Genomic DNA, 18,863 nt, shown 5'->3' with positions numbered 1-18,863 from the left:
CTCCCACGATGGTCTATTTTTCTATTCTCTTCCATTTTACTATAGCTTGTCCAAAAACCAAACGAGACAACTCGTAAAGTCAAAAACAGAGCAGGATAGTCCCACTCTGTTTCTTTCTTATTCTTCTGAGTCTTTATCTGATTCTTTTTCTTCACGCTCATCTGCCCAGTTTGAGAAGTAGTCGCCCTCTTCGTTTTCTAAGTGGTCTTCTTTCTCTTTTTGAGCTTGCTCACGCTCTGCTTCTTTCTTCTCTAGAGCACGTTTTGCGTCCTCATAAGAAGCTGCCTTTTCACTTGGATATTCAGTTGTCTCATTTTCTGCAGGCATTCTACCTGTTTCAAATAGACTCTTGATTGTTTTCTCATCCAAGGTTTCAAGTTCAAGCAGTTTTTCAGCAATCAAGTTTAATTGTTCGCGATGGTCATTAATAATTTGTCGTGCTCTATCATGAGCTTCACCCATCATACGACGCACTTCTGAGTCGATTTGATAAGCAATATCTTCTGAATAAGAACGGGTATTACCATAATCACGGCCAACAAAAACTTGTTGATTCCCTTCGTATTGAACAGTTCCTAGGCGTTCGCTCATACCGTATTCTGTTACCATACTACGGACAAGGGCTGTCGCCTGTTCGAAGTCATTACTTGCTCCAGTTGTTTGAACATTGAAGACAATTTCTTCAGCCAAGCGTCCACCAAGCAAACCAACAACTTGTTCAAACATTTCATTTTTAGTCATTAAGAAGCGATCTTCTTTAGGAAGCATAATCGCATATCCACCAGCACGTCCACGTGGCACAATCGTTACTTTATGAACCGTACGTGCATCGCTTAGTACCATACCAACAACCGTATGTCCCGCTTCATGGTAAGCAACCATTTCACGTTCTTTTTTACTGATCGCTTTGTCTTTCTTAGCTGGACCAGCAATCACACGGTCATGCGCTTCATCAATGTCTAAGGCGTCAATTTTAACTTTATCACGACGGGCAGCTACTAGCGCTGCTTCGTTTAGTAAGTTTTCTAGATCTGCACCAGAGAAACCTGGTGTTTGTTGTGCAACAACTTTTAAGTCAACGTCATTTGCCAATGGCTTATTACGCGCATGAACTTTCAAAATTGCTTCACGGCCTTTAACATCTGGACGACCAACTAAAATTTGACGGTCAAAACGACCTGGACGAAGTAAAGCTGGATCGAGAACGTCTGAACGGTTTGTTGCAGCGATAACAATAATACCCTCACTACCCGAAAATCCGTCCATTTCAACTAATAATTGGTTAAGGGTTTGTTCACGTTCGTCGTGTCCGCCACCCATACCAGCACCACGTTGACGACCAACTGCATCAATTTCATCAATAAAGATAATGGCTGGTGCAGCTTTTTTAGCACTTTCAAACAAGTCACGAACGCGACTTGCACCGACTCCAACAAACATCTCTACGAATTCAGAACCTGAAATCGAGAAGAATGGCACCCCTGCTTCACCGGCAACGGCTTTAGCAAGCAATGTTTTCCCCGTTCCTGGAGGTCCTTCTAATAGAACACCTGCTGGAATACGTGCGCCAAGAGCAGTAAAGCGTCTTGGGTCTTTTAAGAATTCAACAACTTCAACTAATTCTTGTTTTTCTTCTTCTGCACCTGCGACATCAGAGAAACGAACTTTAACGTTTTTCTTCGAAACATCTTCTGTCTTTGTTTTACCAAAGTTCATAACGTTTCTTCCGCCGCCACCTTGACCGCCGCCTTGTCCCATCATCATATACATGAAGAAGACGAAGATAATTAAAGGCAAGATGCTAAATAGAATACTAATCCAAGCACCTGATTGGTCTTGTTCGACAATCGTAACGTCCGTATTTGCTGCGGCAGCTAATTCACCGATTTGTGCAAGGGTTGAGTCATTTGGCAATACTGTCGAACGGAATGCTGTTGTTGTTAAGTTCTGCTCATTGAACAACAACAAATCGTTTGATGAAGAACTACTCTCAACTGTTTTTTCTTCACGGTATTCTCCGACGATTTCCCAAACGCCTGCGCCTGGCTGCATGCTGAATTCTTTCACTTCTTCATTTTCTAAAGCTGTGACAAATTCAGTTGTAGTAATAGTTTGGCTTGACTGGTTCCCGACTCCTCGTGTCATCATGGTTACGACTGCGATGACTGCCAGGAAGATTAGAATCCAAAAGCCACTGCTTTTGAGAAAATTATTCTTTTTCATTTGACCCTCCCTGTCAGATAGTATGCCTTTTTGGCTTATATCCTTTTTTCTCTTATAATGCGATAGTTAATTAATGTATCTTAAATATGATACCATATCTGACCATCTTTCACTATCTCTTTTATTGGTAAATCTCTTCTTTTAAAACACCGATATAAGGCAAATTACGGTATTTTTCAATGTAATCTAAGCCATAGCCAACGACAAATTCATTTGGTACGTGGATGCCCACATAATCCGCTTCTAAATCAACCGCACGGCGTTCTTTCTTATCTAATAAGGTTACCACTTTAATTGATTTTGCTTTACGGTGACGGAAAATTTCAATAAGGTAGCTCAATGTACGACCTGTATCGATGATGTCTTCAACAATTAATAGGTCACGGCCTTCTACTGATGTATCTAAATCTTTAAGAATTTTAACGTCACCACTTGATTCAATCGCTGCACCGTAGCTTGTAACATCCATAAAATCTAACTCTAAATCACAGTCCATCGCACGAGATAAGTCCGTCATAAACATGATGGCACCTTTCAGAACACCAATCACTAGTGGATTTTTACCTGCGTATTCTTTTGTTAGAACGGTACCTAATTCTTGCGTTGCCTGTCTAATTTCTTCCTCTGTATACAATACTTCTTTAATATCTGGATGGATCACATTTTCACCTCATTAGTTATTTTCAAATACCAGCATTAGGTACTCGTTATTTTCTTGATTCATTTGCTGTTGGCTAGCTTCAGTCAGTAAAACTGACGTGGCATAACCCATAAGCCATAATACTGTTCCATTTGCATCGCAAACCACTTGGGCTCGTTGCCGTTCTTCTTTTGGAACTTTGCGGTCAACAAATAATCTCGCAATTTTTTTAGTAAAAGGTTGTTTCGGATTAAGCTGAATCGTATCACCTGGCTGCCAAGGACGAACCATTAGCGGCCACTGAACATCAGCTTGTTTAAAGACAAAGCTGACTTGATTTAATTCCGCTCTTTCTAAATCACCATTACTAAATAAAAACAATCCTATTTTACCATTAATCTCTAATTCTAACCATTGATTTAGTTTAAGTTCTTTATAAATAGGCGTTTTTTTACGTTCTTTCTCATTTTCAGCACTTCCTCTATGGAAGTAAATGACATTATAGCGTTTTTTAAGCTGAAGACCGACTAGATTTAATTCGCCTTGAGCAAGGTCAGATTGAATAAATGCTAGGACAGTCGGGAGATGCTTCTTACTGATGAAAATAGACTCTTTTGGACCGATTGTTTCAAAAAAATAAGTTAACACTAGCCGTTGTAGTGCCGGTGTCTCCTCAATAAACAGCAATCGATCTAACTGCCAACCATCTTCATTCGTTTGAAACAAGCGAGCAAAGTGAGTTGTTAATAGCGGGCTTAACAGCTCTTCAATATCTTGTAGCTGTTGGGAAAAGGCTTGAAAATGCTGGCTCGCTTGTTGATTTTCCTGTTTAATAAGCGGAAGAAGTTGATGGCGATAACGATTCCTTGTATAAGCCATACTTTGGTTGGTCTCATCTTCCTGATAAGGCACCCCATTGTCATGACAATAACGGTAGAGCTCGTTTTTTTCATAACTTAGCAGTGGCCGGATAAGCCGCCCATTTCCAAAAGGCCGAACCGCCTTCATCCCACTATAACCACTCAAAGTGCTCCCTCGTGTCAGCTTCATTAGAATGGTTTCCATCTGGTCATCCGCATGATGAGCCGTCAATAGACAACTCGCTTGTCGCTCCTCCATTTGCTCTTCAAAAAATTGATAGCGCACATGACGCGCAGCTTCTTCCCAATTACTGTTTGGATGCTCGCTTTGGTGCCAGTGTCTAACATGACACGGCAACTGATGGAGCTGACAATAAGTCTCAAGCAATTTTAAATCACCATCTGCTGACTCCCGTAAATGATGGTGAACATGTACGACTTCTACTTGTGGACCACCTTCCTCAGCTAATCTGCGAATAACATCTAGTAATGCCATGGAATCAACGCCTGCTGAGACTGCAACAAGGACAACATCTGATGGTAGCCAATAGTGATTCTTTTCATTGTCGCTAGCAATACGCTGCATTAACTTATCCATCTTCTGTCCTCCTTATTTAATAAAATAAAGAGAGGCAGAACGAATGGTCCAAATGACTGTTCGTTCAACCCCTCTTTTAATCAGCCTATTAGCTACGTCTTCCGCCTCGGCCGCCTCGTTTACCTTCAGTATTGCGTTTCAACGATGTTAAGCGATCATCACTATCTTTTAGGAATGCGCTCATCAAATTGTCAAAACTATCTTTTTTGCTTTCTTGCCCTTGAGAAAAACGGTCTCCTCTAGCGTTGTTATCTCTGCTATATGACGTTGTTTTTCTAGGAGCAGGAGCAGGAGCAGAACTACGTTGGCTAGGTTTATACTCACGTTGAGGTCGGGAAACTTCTTCGGTTTTCTCTTCTGCCTTACGAATTGACAACCCAATTTTCCCATCATCTGCTATCGATAAAATTTTAACTTTTACTTCGTCTCCAACAGTTAATACTTCATTAATGTCCTTAATATAACTATCAGAAATTTCACTGATATGAACAAGTCCTGTTTTCTTCTCACCTAAATCGATAAATGCACCAAAATTTGTAATACCTGTTACTTTTCCTGATATAATGCTACCAACCTCAATTGACATAAAAAAAAGTTTCCTCCTTAAGTTTTGTATGCTAATTATAGCATGTTATCCATTATAAATACAGTTGGTTGTCACCGGATAAGCGCTTTATTCCGCTGATTTCTCCTCGGATTTTTCTTTTTCGGCTGCTTTGCTACGATTATCTTCAGGCAAGCTGAAAATAAGTTCGCCGTCTTTACTCAAGTAATAACGACTCCTCGCTAGCTTAGCCACATATTCATCATCCTGTAGCAACCCAACTTGAACCTTCAAATTTTGATTTTCTTCTGCCAATGCAACATTAATTTCTTTTGTCTCCGCAATTTTCCCATCCAAAGAACGAATCTCAAATAAATTCTTGACCACATTGATACCTAACGGAACCACCATCAACAAACCTACAATCATAATCGCTAGCAGTCTTCTTCTTGCTTTTCTTTGAAGATTTGTAGAAATTTGTTTTTTTAAGGTTTGCTCTTGTGTGTATGTATTTTTAATTTGAGTAATATTTTGTGTCTTGCCTTGAGTTTTGGCTTGTTTAAAAAACATATGCCAGCCTCCTCATCCGTTTTCTACTATAGCTACGGCCAATTTTATCATATGGTTACAGTATAGAAGAAAAGGAAATAAATGTCACGATGAACTTTTACTAATCTTCTTCTGTATGAGCAGTTTCACTCACAATCGTATACATATCTTGCGCTTCATCTTTTTTAGTCGTATCTAAAATTTTATCAATCCGAACGACCAATGTCTTGTTACCAAACTGCAAGGTTAGCTCATCGTCCACTTTTACATTGGCACCTGATTTGGCTTGTTTACCGTTAATTAAGACACGGCCTTTATCAGCAACTTCCTTAGCAACACTACGACGTTTGATAATACGGGATACTTTTAAAAATTTATCTAATCTCATTATTTTCCCTCATCTCTTTTTCTTTTCGTTTAATCGCTTGCCACATATCATCAATATCTTGAATGGTATTGACTACATAACCATCAAACACATGCGGATGACGACGGCGTAACTTTTTATTTAGTGTATCTAGTATGTCAGCCATTGTAAAGCGTGATTCCAACTTAGCATAACCAGCATGATAGAAGACTTGCAAAAGAATGTCTCCTAACTCCTCAACCAAGTTGTCTTGGTCATTATTTGCAATAGCTACAGCCACTTCCTCTGCTTCTTCCATTAAATAAGGCAATAAGCTCTCGTGGGTTTGCTCTCTTGCCCACATATCTTTTTCTAGAATCTCATCCATATAAGATTGGGTTGTCGTAAAACGTTTGGTTTGAGCATCACGTTCTAGTGCTGGTAAGTAAAGAAGGTCTCCTATAATCTGGTTACTTTCACTATCTTTTACAGTCAGCCACTGGAGGTTATCAGAAATGATCGCCAAACGGTAATCATCAGGATAATCACTTAGCTTTTTCACATCGAATGGTTCATCGCATTGAATAATAACATGACTAGACTGGTCAAGCTGCTTAATTGAAAGAGAAGAACTTTTTAGAAGTTGGAGACCATCAAATGGATCAATTCCTAATTGTTGGCAGAGCTGGTTGATGTCCCGTTTATTTTCTATCATCCTTTGACTCCTTTTTTCAATAATTTCTTTCCGAATGGGAGTGATAGCCATTCTCTAATAGTAAAGAGTTGAACCCTTAAGATATAGACAACAAATGCGATAACACCGATTACTACGGTTAATAACGCAACGATACTTGCTTGGCTGCGAGAATCTGATTGGAATAACAAACTGGTCAGCACCCACTTAGTCATAACGGCGGTTATATACAACATTCCAGCGCCACCCACTAATTTCAGTAGAAAGTGGTCGGTTCTCCACAATTGTGTCATGGATAACGATAACTTACTCGCTAAGAATATAGCCATGATGACTAACCCCGTCAAGGTTGCTATACTTGCCCCCAGCGTTCCCAAGCTGCTAACTAACCAACTATTCAACGCTAATTTCACCACTAGCCCAATCGCCAGTGCATATAAGGTTAGACGGTATTGGTTTTCACTTTGTAAAATGGAGTGAAAAGCCATGACTAATGAGGCTGCAGCAATAGCCATCACATAAATCGCCAACACCATTTGTCCGCTACGATCTCCAAATAACATCTGATTCACTTCTGGAAGAATAGCCAGTAAGCCAACAGTCGCTGCAAGCGATAGTGTTAGCGTAATCCGAATCAGTGATTTGGCTGCATATTGAAAACGATCAGCTTGTCTACTGACAAAGGCTTGAGTTAACATCGGTATAAAACTAGCGGAAAAACCTGTCCCCACTACCATCCCCAATTGAACAAGAGGCTGCCCTCTATCGTAAATCCCTTTTAATGACTTAGCAGTATCCGCATCGATACCACTTTCAACCAATCCTTTATAGAGAGAAAAGGAATCAATGAGTTGAAATAAGACTAAAATGGATGTTAAGAGGCAGATCGTCAAGCCCTCTGTCGCATAGCGCTTCGTTAATTGGAACAGGCCTTTTCTTACCGATTGCGACTTGCTAGCTAATAATAAGGGGTGGTCATTTTTCTTAGCCGCCATTAATAGGACAACTAAAGCTAACGCAGCTCCCCAACTTGCCCCACTCATAGCCGATGCTCCCATGGCATATAAGTCAGTCCCCGTTTGGGTAAACCAATAAGCGGCAATTAAAATAACGACAACACGAACTAACTGCTCCGTAACTTGAGAAATGGCAGTTGGTTCCATTCGATAAGTCCCTTGAAAATATCCTCTTAATGTCGCTAATAGTGGCATAAATAAAAACATCCAGGACACCGATTGAATAATCGGTGTCAATTGACTATCTCCCATTAAAGCTGCAATCGGGCTAGCAAATAGATAGATGCCCATAAATACGAGCGCTGAAAAAGTGGATAAAATAAGCAAACTCTGTTTCATAAGTCGCTGGTGGTCTAATGGGTCAACTGCTTCTGCTATTGCCTTAGAGAAAAAGACAGGAAACCCTGATAAAGCAAATGTCATCCCAATCCCATAAATCGGATAAACTTGTTGGTAAACATAAAAACCCGTATTGCCTACCATATTTTGAAACGGAACACGGTAAACAGCACTCAAAATTTTGGCAACGAGTGATGCCACCGAAAGCAAAACTGCACCATTCATCATTGATTTTAGTTGTTTATTTTTCATAGGCTATCAACTTTCTTCCTTTTGCTCAGCGACGCTTGCTTCTAGGAATGCTTTCAAATGATCCATCCATGCTGGAATAGCAACCTTATGAATTTGAATAGATACCACTAATTGGTCTTTTTTCATATTCACTTGTGCACGTAAAGGGATACTGCTAAGCGCTTCGAAAATCGCTACTCCTTGCAGTCGTTTCGTTCCTTCCTTATCGAAAGTAATATGAACGATATCGCCTTGACGTTTTAGCTGTTCTGCCTCGGCTAATTCTGCATAGTGGCGAATCAAGCCCACTTGAGCGAGATAGGTCACTTCTTCCGGTAAATCACCAAAACGGTCTTGGAAGTCATCTTGAATTTCGTAGAAATCATCTTCATTTTTCAGTTGTTGGATGCGTTTATACATATCAATTTTTTGACGTTCGTCTTCAATGTAGGTTGCCGGAATATAGGCATTAATAGCTAAATCAATCTCAACATTTACCTGCTTGCGACGTGACCCTTTGCCACGCTTGCGTTCTACTGCTTCGCTCAGCATTTCTGAGTACAAATCAAATCCGACTGAATCGATAAAGCCATGCTGTTGGGCTCCTAACAGATTTCCTGCTCCACGAATAGACAAATCACGCATAGCAATTTTGAATCCAGACCCTAATTCTGTAAAGTCCTTAATAGCTTGCAAGCGTTTCTCACTTACTTCACTTAATATTTTATCGCGTTGGTGCATTAAGTAAGCATAGGCAATCCGATTCGTTCTCCCTACTCGTCCTCTTAATTGATAAAGTTGGGACAAGCCCATGTAGTCAGCATTTTCAATAAAGAGCGTATTGGCATTTGGAATATCCACACCTGTTTCAATAATAGTTGTGGTAACGAGTACGTCGTAAACACCTTCTACAAAGTCCATCATGATGTTTTCTAGTTGAACTTCTGTCATTTGCCCATGCGCCACACCTACTCTGCAATCAGGAACGAGTACTCGGATTTCATCCGCCTTACGTTCAATGGTATCGACACGATTATAGACATAAAAAGCTTGGCCGCCCCTTGCCATTTCTCGTTCAATCCCATCGCGAACAGCAGCCATATTTTGCTCCATTACGTAGGTTTGGACAGGATAGCGGTTAGCAGGTGGTGTTTCAATAACCGACAAGTCGCGGACACCTAACATAGACATATGCAAGGTACGCGGAATCGGCGTTGCCGTTAGGGTCAAGACATCTACTGTCGACTTCAGCGCCTTCAAGCGTTCTTTATGTTTGACACCGAAACGTTGCTCTTCATCGACTACTAATAAACCGAGGTCAAAAAAGACAACATCTTTTGAAATGAGACGGTGCGTTCCCACAATAATATCCACACTGCCCTTACGAATACCTTCAATGGTTTCTTCTTGCTGTTTCTTCGTACGGAAGCGACTTAAAAGACCAATCTCAAATGGTAAATCCTCAAAGCGTTGTACTAACGATTCATAATGCTGTTGTGCCAAAATAGTCGTTGGCACCAGAAAAGCTGCTTGTTTTCCTTCTAGAACAGCTTTGAAAATAGCACGCATGGCCACTTCTGTTTTTCCATATCCAACATCTCCGACTAAGAGACGATCCATTGGTTTTTCTTTTTGCATATCCTTTTTGATTTCTTCAATACTTCTCAATTGGTCATCTGTTTCTGTATAAGGGAAACGATTTTCAAAATCAACTTGGTCTTGATTATCTGGTGGGAAGGCATAGCCTTTTTCTGATTCGCGTTTAGCATAGAGCTCTATCAACTCGTCCGCAATGTCTTCTACTCTTGAAGCGACTTTCTTTTTCGTTTTCGCCCACTCGGTACCACCTAGCCTGTTGACTTTAGGTGTTTTAGACTCTGAAGACACATATTTTTGAACTAAATGTAGCTGAGTCACCGGAATAAAGAGCTTAGCCCCATCTTGATAGAGAATTGAAATGTAGTCTTGGTTAACACCATCAACGTCAATCGTCTCCATGCCCGTGTACTTCCCAATTCCGTGATTGACATGTACCACATAATCACCAGTAGATAGCTCTGTATAACTCTTCAAACGTTCCGCATTCGACATCTTTTGTCTACTTGGCTGACGTTTCGTTGCTTTATTAAAGAGTTCCTTTTCAGTCATTACAACTAGCTTTTCCATTGGCAGTTCAAAGCCCGTTGCCATCCCACCGACGATAAGATTCACGTGATTTTCGATAAAGTTATCCTGACCAATAATGACACTCTCGATGCCAAAATCAAGGAAAATTTGATGAACCTTTTCAGCACGATCCTTATCAGGAACAACCATAAATACGGTAGCATCTTGCTTGAGCCAGCGATCTACTTCTGATTTAACCATTGGCATTTGCCCAAAGAATTGGACGAGGCCACGATATTGCATCGGGTGAACAGCAGTAAAGCGACTATTCCCTAACCCTTTTTGGAATAAAGAATAAAAGAGTTTGCGGTGCTCACTTTGTTTGACAACATCACGAATATCAGCTGTCATCTGTTGTTTCGGCAACAAGACCCCTTCACCAATCTTCAATTCTTCCCAATCAGCCGCTTCTATATTTTGAGTGCGTTCGCTCTCTAACGTCCTGCCATATTCATCCATTACAATTAAAGTATCTTTAGACACATAATCCATAATGGTTGTCATTTGTGGATAAAATAAGGAGGTATACATTTTTGGATTTTGCGGTAATTCACCCAATTTTGCTTTTTCAATAAAATCATTAAAGAAAACAGTTAGTCGTTTTTTAACGTCCTCATGTTTGATTGATTTTTCAGCTTTCTTAACTTTCTTTTCAATTTCTTCTACTTGCTCTTGTAATATATACGGCGGAAAAATCGTATCTTGGGCTGGCAGAACCATCACTGATTCAACAGCTTCATCAAAGGATTTCTGAGTTGTCGGTTCAAAAAAGCGCATGCGATCAACTTCAGAGCCAAAGAATTCGATTCGTATTGGATATTCTTCATTCAATGCATAAATATCCATAATGTCACCACGAACACTAAATTCACCTGGTGAAGCTACCATACTCTCGCGTTCATAACCCATTGCGACTAATTTTTCTGGCAGTTGTTCAAAGTCACGTTCATTCCCAATATCAAAGGTTAGTACGTGATCACGCCAAATTGAAACGGGTGCTAATAATTTTTTAAATCCTGCTGTTGGAACAACAACAATTCCTTTTTCACCACTTTCTAAAAAGTGAAGGGCTTCAACCCGCTGACTACGATATTCAGGCGAAGAAAAGGCTACTTCTACAGCCAGTGACTCTTCCACAGGAAATAGAAAGGTGGGAATCATTGGATTAATTTGACTGATATCTTCATATAGTTGTGTTGCCTGTAACAAGTTAGCTGCCCATACGACAATCGGCCCGTCTAACTCATCATAGATCATAGTCGTTAGTAAATTTCTTGCTGAACCGGATATACCTGTTACTAATTGATTACCTGCTTCTCTAGCATGACTCACAACATCAGCTATCAAAGCTGATCGTTTTAAATAGGCTTGTATATCTTTCATGTTTATCTCCTTGCTTCATCATTCTACGTGCAAATAGGCTCAGCAAAGCTGAACCTACTTGCGTTGATTAAATTTATTCATGGTTGAGAGAAAATCATTGCCGCTGATAAAATCATCGATGGCTTTCACACTCTCTTTTACTGAGTACAGTACATCTCCGTGCTCTTCTTCTGGGAAAGGACTGAGGACATGCTGAACCACGGATATATTCGGTTTTGGTCTTCCAACACCTACTCGAATGCGGTTAAAATCCTGTGTGCCAAGATGTTGAATTAAACTCTTAATACCGTTGTGTCCACCAGCACTGCCCTTTTGGCGAAGGCGAATGCGACCAACCGGCATATCCATGTCATCATAAACGACAACGAGATCGTCGATTGCGACATCAAAGTAGTCCATAAGCGGTCGAACAGCTTGACCCGACTCGTTCATATAAGTCATTGGTTTAATAAAGAGTATTTTTTCACCCTTTACCCGTTCTTCTAAATAAAGTGCGTTAAATTTATTTTTATTAAAGCTTGTATTATTCTGATAAGCCCATTCATCTAGGGTTATAAAACCAATATTGTGTTTCGTATTGGTGTATTTAGGTCCAGGATTGCCCAAGCCGATGATCATTTTCATGAATTTCATCCATTCTTCTATCATTTTTCTAATGAACGCCAAAAAGCTGCACGTCATCGTCCAGTAGTGCCAACAGTATAGCATAATTCTATTTAAAATAGTAATAAATTCACGGCACAAGTGGTATACTTAGAGTGGAAATAATTTTAGCAGGTTTAATTGGAGGGAATAGTATGGTGGAAACAAAACGAAAAAACAGTCAGAAAATAATCCTCATCGGTGACGGTGCTGTTGGTTCTAGTTATGCATTTGCACTTGTGACACAAAATATTGGTCGTGAGTTAGGTATCATTGATATGAACGTTGCTAAAACAGAGGGCGACGCGATTGATTTGTCTGATGCGCTTGCTTTTACAAGTCCTAAACATATCTATGCAGCCACTTATGATGACTGTAAAGATGCTGATTTAGTTGTTCTAACAGCTGGTGCTGCTCAAAAACCTGGCGAAACACGCCTTGATTTGATTAGCAAAAACCTCAAAATCTTCAAGAGTATTATTGACCAAATCATGGCAACAGGCTTTGATGGTATTTTCTTAGTAGCGACAAACCCGGTTGATATTTTAACGTATGCGACTTGGAAATTCTCCGGTTTGCCAGCAAGTCGTGTGATTGGTTCAGGAACGTCGCTTGATAGCGCACGTTTCCGCCAAGAAATTGCTCGTAAAGTCAATGTTGATGCTCGTAACGTCCATGCCTATATTTTAGGTGAGCATGGTGACACTGAGTTCCCTGTTTGGTCACATGCTAATATTGGTGGTTTACAATTATATGAATGGATTAAACAAAATGATGAAACAGTTGATGAAGATGAACTACTAGAAGTCTTTTATTCTGTTCGCGATGCTGCCTACCGCATCATTGAGAAAAAAGGGGCTACTTTCTACGGGATTGCCGTTTCGCTAGCTCGTATTACAAAAGCCATCTTCAATGATGAGAATGCAATTTTACCGCTCTCTGTTTACTTAGATGGCGAATACGGCCAACATGATGTCTTCATCGGTGTCCCTGCGGTCATTAACCGCGATGGAATTAGAACAGCAATCGAAATTCCGTTGACGGACGTTGAAAAGGGTAACTTGCAACATTCTGCAGATACACTTCGTAAAGTCATTAAGGATTCTTTCGCAGAACTTGATGTTTAATAACACATTAGAAAGCTGCTCCAAAACGCTATTGTTTTGGAGTAGCTTTCTTTATTTGCTCGAGCCATTTTGTCGATACAGCTCATAAAATAGTGCTGTATCTTACATTCATAGCTTGAAATGTCAGATACAAGACGTAAAAGCAAGCTGTATCTTGCATTTAGTCTCTTAAATGTAAGATACAGACCATTTAAGAAGTCTGTATCTTACATCAACACAAAAAAATAAAGCCGGCAGGATGTTTTTCAACATCTTGCTGGCTTTATTTTGTATATTAATCTAGCATTTTGAATTTTTCTTGGAATAATGGACTAACAGAACGGTTTTCGTGGATACGTTTGATTGCTTCTGCAATTAATTGTGCAACTGAAACTTGAACCAGTTTAGGTGTCATTTTTTCTTCTGGCAGATTAATTGAATCTGTCACAATAACTTCTTTAATAACAGAATTTTCTAAACGATCCATAGCAGGTCCTGATAAAACAGCATGCGTACAGCACGCGTATACTTCAACTGCACCTGCATCTTGTAAAGCTTGAGCAGCAAGTGTAATCGTACCAGCAGTATCAATCATGTCATCAATCAAGATACATTTTTTACCTTTAACATCTCCGATGATGTTCATCACTTCTGCAACGTTCGCTTTAGGACGACGTTTGTCGATAATAGCGATTGGTGCATGGATGAATTCTGCTAACTTACGTGCGCGTGTCACACCACCATGATCAGGTGATACAACAACAACATCGTCAGAATTTAACTTATCATTGTCTAAGAAATAGTTTGCTAATAATGGTGATCCTAGTAAGTGGTCAACCGGCATATCAAAGAACCCTTGGATTTGTGGTGCGTGTAAGTCTAATGCTAACACACGATCCGCTCCAGCCATCGTAATCATGTTCGCAACTAGTTTCGCTGTAATTGGCTCACGTGATTGTGCTTTACGATCCTGACGTGCATAACCATAGTATGGTAATACCACGTTAATTGTTTTTGCACTTGCACGTCTCAATGCATCGATCATAATCAATAGCTCCATCAAATGGTCGTTAACTGGGTAACTTGTTGATTGAATAATGTACACATGTGCCCCACGAATACTTTCATCGATGTTGATTTTGACTTCTCCATCACTAAATTGTGTTGAAGATACTACGCCTAATTCCACGCCTACTTCTTTTGCGATTTTTTCAGCCAATGGTATATTGGAACTCAAAGAAAAAATCTTTAATTTTGGGTCTTTATACTGTTCTGTTATCATATCTGCCTCCGCTAACCATTCATTCTTTTTTGAAAATACCCTTCACTTATAATAATAAGCTTTTCTAAAAATAATACAACTATCCTTTTTGATTATTTGAAGCCGGTAGTTTTCCCCAGTAACCTTTTTTGTTTTCTTGACGACTTCTCGCAATACCAAGTGCTCCTTCTGGAACGTCTTTCGTAATGGTTGAACCAGCCGCTAAAAAGGCATTTTTAGCCACATCAACTGGTGCGATAATATTCACGTTGCAACCAATAAATGAGTTGTCACCGATTGTCGAACGATGTTTTTTTGCACCATCGTAGTTAACAAAAACCGTGCCACAGCCAACGTTAATATTTTCGCCTAAATCAGCATCGCCTACATAAGTTAAATGACCAACTTTAGTATCTTTACCGACAACTGCGTTTTTCACTTCAACAAAGTTACCAATATGAACCGCTTCACCGATTGTCGAGTTTGGACGAATATGGCTGTAAGGCCCTATATTACTGTAATCTGCCATTTGTGATTGCTCAATCATTGAGCTCGTAACTTTAACAAAGTTACCAATGGTTGAGTCAACAATTTCTGAATGTGCACCAATAAAGCATTCTTGGCCAATAACGGTTTGCCCCTTTAATGAGACACCTGCTTCAACAATGGTATCCGAACCAATCACAACTTCTGATTCAATATAAGTATTATTGGGATCAATTATTGTCACACCGTTACGCATATGTTTTTCGTTAATACGATTCTTCATTAAAGTCGCTGCTTCTGCTAATGCCACACGGTCATTAACGCCAAGCGCTTCTGCCATATCAGCCATTTGATAAGCTGAAACAATATCGCCTTGGGCTTTGATAATTTCAATCACATCTGGTAAATAATATTCACCTTGTGCATTTTCGTTTTTAACTTGAGCAAGCGCCTGGAAAAGAACCTCATTATCAAAAACATAAGTCCCTGTGTTGATCTCTTGTACTTTTGCTTCTTCTTCGCTTGAATCTTTTTGTTCCACAATCTTTTCAACAAGTTGGTCCGCATTACGAATCACTCGGCCATAGCCAAATGGATTTTCTGCATGAGCTGATAGTACGGTTGCTTTTGCTTGTTGTGCTTCGTGATGGTCAACTAGTTTTTGTAAGGTTTCAGCAGTTAGAAGCGGTGTATCACCACAAATAACCAATGTTGTTCCTTTTTCGTTGCCAATTGCTTGTTTAGCTTGCAACACAGCATGGCCTGTTCCAAGTTGTTCTGCTTGTAGAACATAGTCAGAACGATTGCCCACTGTTTCTTTAACAGCTTCAGCGCCGTGACCAACGATGGTAACGACTTTGTCGACTCCTGCTTGTTCAACTTGGTCAATCACATGTTCAACCATTGCCTTCCCACAAACTTGGTGAAGTACTTTATAAAGTTTACTTTTCATTCTGGTCCCTTGACCAGCAGCAAGAACAATTGCATAACGTTTCGTCATATAACTTTCTCCTTCATTTATCTGAATCACACATCAAACATCGTACCCGAAAAAAAGCGAACAATCAACTTTTGTAAGGGCTTGACTATCTAATTTTCCTTATTTTCTCATATTTTTTTGGCTCTGTACAATAATAATTGACTTAAAAAGAAAAGAGAGTGGGAAAAAAGGCGTTTAGCCCCGAATCGTTGGACCGAAAAAACGCAGGGTGGTCGTAGACCATCCGAGTATTATTCGGGAAACGCATGTCGGGGCTGCCTTTTTGAGCACGTTTGCGCAACAATTATTCGTATATAAAAAAGGGACTGGAGTTATTTCCCAGTCCCTTGTAACTTATTCGTCAAAATAACTTCCTAAGCCAACTTTCATAGCGCGATTACGCAAATCGATTTCGTTCACACGAATCAATGATACGTAATCATCCGTTTCTTTATTATCTGTGTAGGCTGCTTCAGCAAAGACAGTTACACCTACTGTTTCTGAATCAAACTCTTCAATCATGCTGCGCATCCCGTTAACGGTTCCGCCGCCTTTCATAAAGTCGTCGACAATCAGCACACGAGAGCCACTTGGCAAGCTGCGTTTAGATAATTCCATTTTTTCAATACGATCCGATGAACCAGACACATAATTAATGCTGACTGTCGAGCCTTCTGTGATTTTTGAATCACGTCTAACAATCACAAATGGCACATTCAAATAGTTGGCTACCGCTTGAGCAATCGGTACCCCTTTTGTAGCAACAGTCATTACAGCCGTAACATTTTGGTCCTTATACTTAGCAGCAATAATACGACCAATCTGTTGCAAAACTTCTGGATCGCCTAATATATCTGACAAGTAAACATAGCCACCTGGCAACAAGCGCTCTTTAGAGGTCATGTAATCACATAAGTGATTGACATAGTCTTTTGCTTCGTCCCAAGGTATAGACGGTGTAAAACGAACGCCACCGGCTGCTCCCGGAAGTGTTTCGATGATTCCGAAACCATTCGTTTCAAATGTCCGTTTGATAATTGTTAAGTCTTCACTAATTGATGATTTAGCTGATTTATATTTTTGTGCAAAGTAAGTTAAAGAAATCAAAGTATGAGGATGGTTTAACAAATAATGTGTCATATCCACAAGTCGATCACTACGTTTTATTTTCACAGGTGCATTCTCCTTTAAGTTAACTAAGATTATTATAGCGATTCTCCCAACAAAAAGAAAGTTTTTATTTCCTAACGTTCGCATTTTTTTCGTTTTTATAAATAAAAGCAAGAGCAATGTTCTGCTCTTGCTTTGTTTTTCTGATTTTAATTTGCTTTTTTTGGTTTTTGAAGGGATTTAAAAATACTAACCACTATAAATAAAAAGACAAACATTAAGGTGATTGTCGCACCAGGTGGCGTTCCGAATTCATATGACGCAAATAAACCACCATACATACCGATTAAACTAATCGCAATTCCTGTCCAGATTACCATCTTGAAGCTGTTAACCAATCGCATGGCGATGGCTGCCGGCAAAACTAAAATAGCTGATACGAGTAAGGAACCTGTGATTGGCATAATCACGCTAATGGCAACACCCGTCAAAATAGAAATAAATAAGGACATCCACCGAACAGGTAATCCTGCTGTCAAGGCTGTATCTTCATCAAATAATAAAACATATAATGGCTTTCTAAAGATAGAGTAGAGTCCCACAATCACTAAAGTGAGCATAAATAAGGTTGTAATTTGACTCTGATCAATGGTTACAATCGACCCGAACAAGAACTGTTCAATATTAGCCGTTTGTCGACCAGAAACAAAGCTCATTAAGACTAGTGCTACTGCCATACCGCTTGACATTATAATGGCAACCGAAATTTCAGAGTAGCCTCTAAAAACACCCCTTAAATACTCAATGCCAATCGCGACTAAAATAACGATAAAAATAGTTGTAATCGTTGGGTTAACGCCAATTAAAATACCTAAGGCAATACCCGCCAGTGAAACATGAGAAAGGGTATCTGCCATCAAGGATTGACGACGTAGGATGAGTGTTAAACCCAGTATCGGTGCAATAACCCCAATTAATGTTGATGCTTGGAATGCTCTTTGCATGAATCCATAGAAAAACATCTCCACGGCGAATTCTCCTTTCTGACAAGCTTAATTTGACGGTCCATGTAAGTTTTAATATCTTCGTGTTCATGGGTTACCATAATAATAGCTTTATTATGGATCTGTGAATTATGACGAAGAAGTCCATAAAAACGTTCACGCGACTCCTTATCCATACCAGTCGTTGGCTCATCAAGAACAAATAAATCAGGATCAGTTGCAAAAATACGTGCAAGGGCAATCCGTTGCTTTTGCCCTCCTGACAACTCACCAATTTTTTTATTACGCATTTCCCACATTCCTACTGATTCAAGGGATTTTCTGACATGCTCATGATCTTCTTCGTCTAGTTTTTTAAACCATCGATTATTTTGATAGCGGCCAGACTCAACAAATTCTAATACCTTGCTTGGGAAGCCAATATTGAATGATGAAATTTGTTGTGGCGCATAGCCTACCATCAATTTCTCACCACGAATATTGGTTTTCGATACTGTTGCAGTTCCTTTTTGTGGATGTAACAAACCTAAAATACTTTTTAATAAAGTTGATTTTGCTGCACCATTCTCACCCGTTAAAATAACAAATTCACCGGCTTCAACAGAAAAACTAATATCCTCTAGAACGGGTTCACCATCATAAGAAAATGATAAATGATCGACATTAATATAATCCAAGATAACGCT

At 39.7% G+C, this 18,863-nt stretch carries 16 protein-coding genes; 1 reads left to right on the top strand and 15 read right to left on the bottom strand.

All coding sequences use genetic code 11. The features are described 5' to 3' along the window. Positions 1 to 117: 117 nt before the first annotated feature. The 10 genes from ftsH to pth form a co-directional block, all read right to left on the bottom strand. Positions 118 to 2,223, bottom strand: coding sequence for an ATP-dependent zinc metalloprotease FtsH (gene ftsH / locus BW721_RS10875; protein WP_076768477.1), 2,106 nt, complete (start codon positions 2,221 to 2,223; stop codon positions 118 to 120). A 121-nt stretch (positions 2,224 to 2,344) separates the two neighbouring features. Further along, positions 2,345 to 2,884, bottom strand: a complete 540-nt coding sequence (hpt, locus tag BW721_RS10870) for a hypoxanthine phosphoribosyltransferase (RefSeq protein ID WP_076768476.1) — start codon at positions 2,882 to 2,884, stop codon at positions 2,345 to 2,347. A 12-nt stretch (positions 2,885 to 2,896) separates the two neighbouring features. Further along, positions 2,897 to 4,321, bottom strand: a complete 1,425-nt coding sequence (gene tilS / locus BW721_RS10865; protein WP_076768475.1) for a tRNA lysidine(34) synthetase TilS — start codon at positions 4,319 to 4,321, stop codon at positions 2,897 to 2,899. Between the two features lie 88 nt (positions 4,322 to 4,409). After that, entirely contained in the window at positions 4,410 to 4,907 is a 498-nt protein-coding gene (locus BW721_RS10860) for a S1 domain-containing RNA-binding protein (RefSeq protein ID WP_076768474.1), read from the bottom strand. 87 nt (positions 4,908 to 4,994) lie between these two features. Next, positions 4,995 to 5,435 carry an FtsB family cell division protein gene (locus BW721_RS10855; RefSeq protein ID WP_076768473.1) on the bottom strand — a complete coding sequence of 147 codons (441 nt, stop codon included), beginning with the start codon at positions 5,433 to 5,435 and terminating at the stop codon, positions 4,995 to 4,997. A 100-nt stretch (positions 5,436 to 5,535) separates the two neighbouring features. After that, on the bottom strand, positions 5,536 to 5,802 hold the full coding sequence (locus BW721_RS10850) for an RNA-binding S4 domain-containing protein (RefSeq protein WP_076768472.1): 267 nt from the start codon (positions 5,800 to 5,802) through the stop codon (positions 5,536 to 5,538). Then, positions 5,789 to 6,475: a MazG nucleotide pyrophosphohydrolase domain-containing protein gene (locus BW721_RS10845; RefSeq protein ID WP_076768471.1), complete on the bottom strand. Its 687-nt coding sequence runs from the start codon at positions 6,473 to 6,475 to the stop codon at positions 5,789 to 5,791. The genes BW721_RS10850 and BW721_RS10845 overlap by 14 nt, the downstream gene beginning before the upstream one ends. Beyond that, positions 6,472 to 8,061 carry a putative polysaccharide biosynthesis protein gene (locus tag BW721_RS10840; RefSeq protein WP_076768470.1) on the bottom strand — a complete coding sequence of 530 codons (1,590 nt, stop codon included), beginning with the start codon at positions 8,059 to 8,061 and terminating at the stop codon, positions 6,472 to 6,474. Before BW721_RS10840 ends, BW721_RS10845 begins: the two co-directional genes overlap by 4 nt. A 6-nt stretch (positions 8,062 to 8,067) precedes the next feature. Further along, positions 8,068 to 11,589, bottom strand: coding sequence for a transcription-repair coupling factor (gene mfd, locus BW721_RS10835; RefSeq protein ID WP_076768469.1), 3,522 nt, complete (start codon positions 11,587 to 11,589; stop codon positions 8,068 to 8,070). Between the two features lie 54 nt (positions 11,590 to 11,643). Next, positions 11,644 to 12,213, bottom strand: a complete 570-nt coding sequence (pth, locus tag BW721_RS10830) for an aminoacyl-tRNA hydrolase (RefSeq protein WP_076768716.1) — start codon at positions 12,211 to 12,213, stop codon at positions 11,644 to 11,646. Positions 12,214 to 12,386: 173 nt separating this feature from the next. Here pth and BW721_RS10825 point away from each other — a divergent pair, with 173 nt between their 5' ends. Beyond that, the gene (locus tag BW721_RS10825) at positions 12,387 to 13,358 is read left to right on the top strand and encodes an L-lactate dehydrogenase (RefSeq protein ID WP_076768468.1); all 972 of its coding nucleotides are present in this window, start codon (positions 12,387 to 12,389) and stop codon (positions 13,356 to 13,358) included. A 274-nt stretch (positions 13,359 to 13,632) separates the two neighbouring features. Here BW721_RS10825 and BW721_RS10820 read toward each other — a convergent pair whose 3' ends face one another. The 5 genes from BW721_RS10820 to BW721_RS10800 form a co-directional block, all read right to left on the bottom strand. Then, entirely contained in the window at positions 13,633 to 14,616 is a 984-nt protein-coding gene (locus tag BW721_RS10820) for a ribose-phosphate diphosphokinase (RefSeq protein WP_076768715.1), read from the bottom strand. 82 nt (positions 14,617 to 14,698) lie between these two features. Continuing rightward, positions 14,699 to 16,084: a bifunctional UDP-N-acetylglucosamine diphosphorylase/glucosamine-1-phosphate N-acetyltransferase GlmU gene (gene glmU, locus BW721_RS10815; protein WP_076768467.1), complete on the bottom strand. Its 1,386-nt coding sequence runs from the start codon at positions 16,082 to 16,084 to the stop codon at positions 14,699 to 14,701. A gap of 333 nt (positions 16,085 to 16,417) precedes the next feature. Further along, positions 16,418 to 17,236, bottom strand: coding sequence for a pur operon repressor (purR, locus tag BW721_RS10810; RefSeq protein ID WP_076768466.1), 819 nt, complete (start codon positions 17,234 to 17,236; stop codon positions 16,418 to 16,420). Between the two features lie 146 nt (positions 17,237 to 17,382). Continuing rightward, on the bottom strand, positions 17,383 to 18,201 hold the full coding sequence (locus BW721_RS10805; RefSeq protein ID WP_076768465.1) for a metal ABC transporter permease: 819 nt from the start codon (positions 18,199 to 18,201) through the stop codon (positions 17,383 to 17,385). Next, a complete protein-coding gene (locus BW721_RS10800) occupies positions 18,147 to 18,854 on the bottom strand; it encodes a metal ABC transporter ATP-binding protein (protein ID WP_076768464.1) in 708 nt (235 codons plus the stop codon). Before BW721_RS10800 ends, BW721_RS10805 begins: the two co-directional genes overlap by 55 nt. Between the last annotated feature and the right edge of the window lie 9 nt (positions 18,855 to 18,863).

This window comes from Jeotgalibaca sp. PTS2502 (assembly GCF_001975685.1).
GTDB classification, from domain to species: Bacteria; Bacillota; Bacilli; order Lactobacillales; family Aerococcaceae; genus Jeotgalibaca; species Jeotgalibaca arthritidis.
Note: the sequence above shows the minus strand (reverse complement) of the source record. Positions and strands in the feature narration are given on the sequence as shown.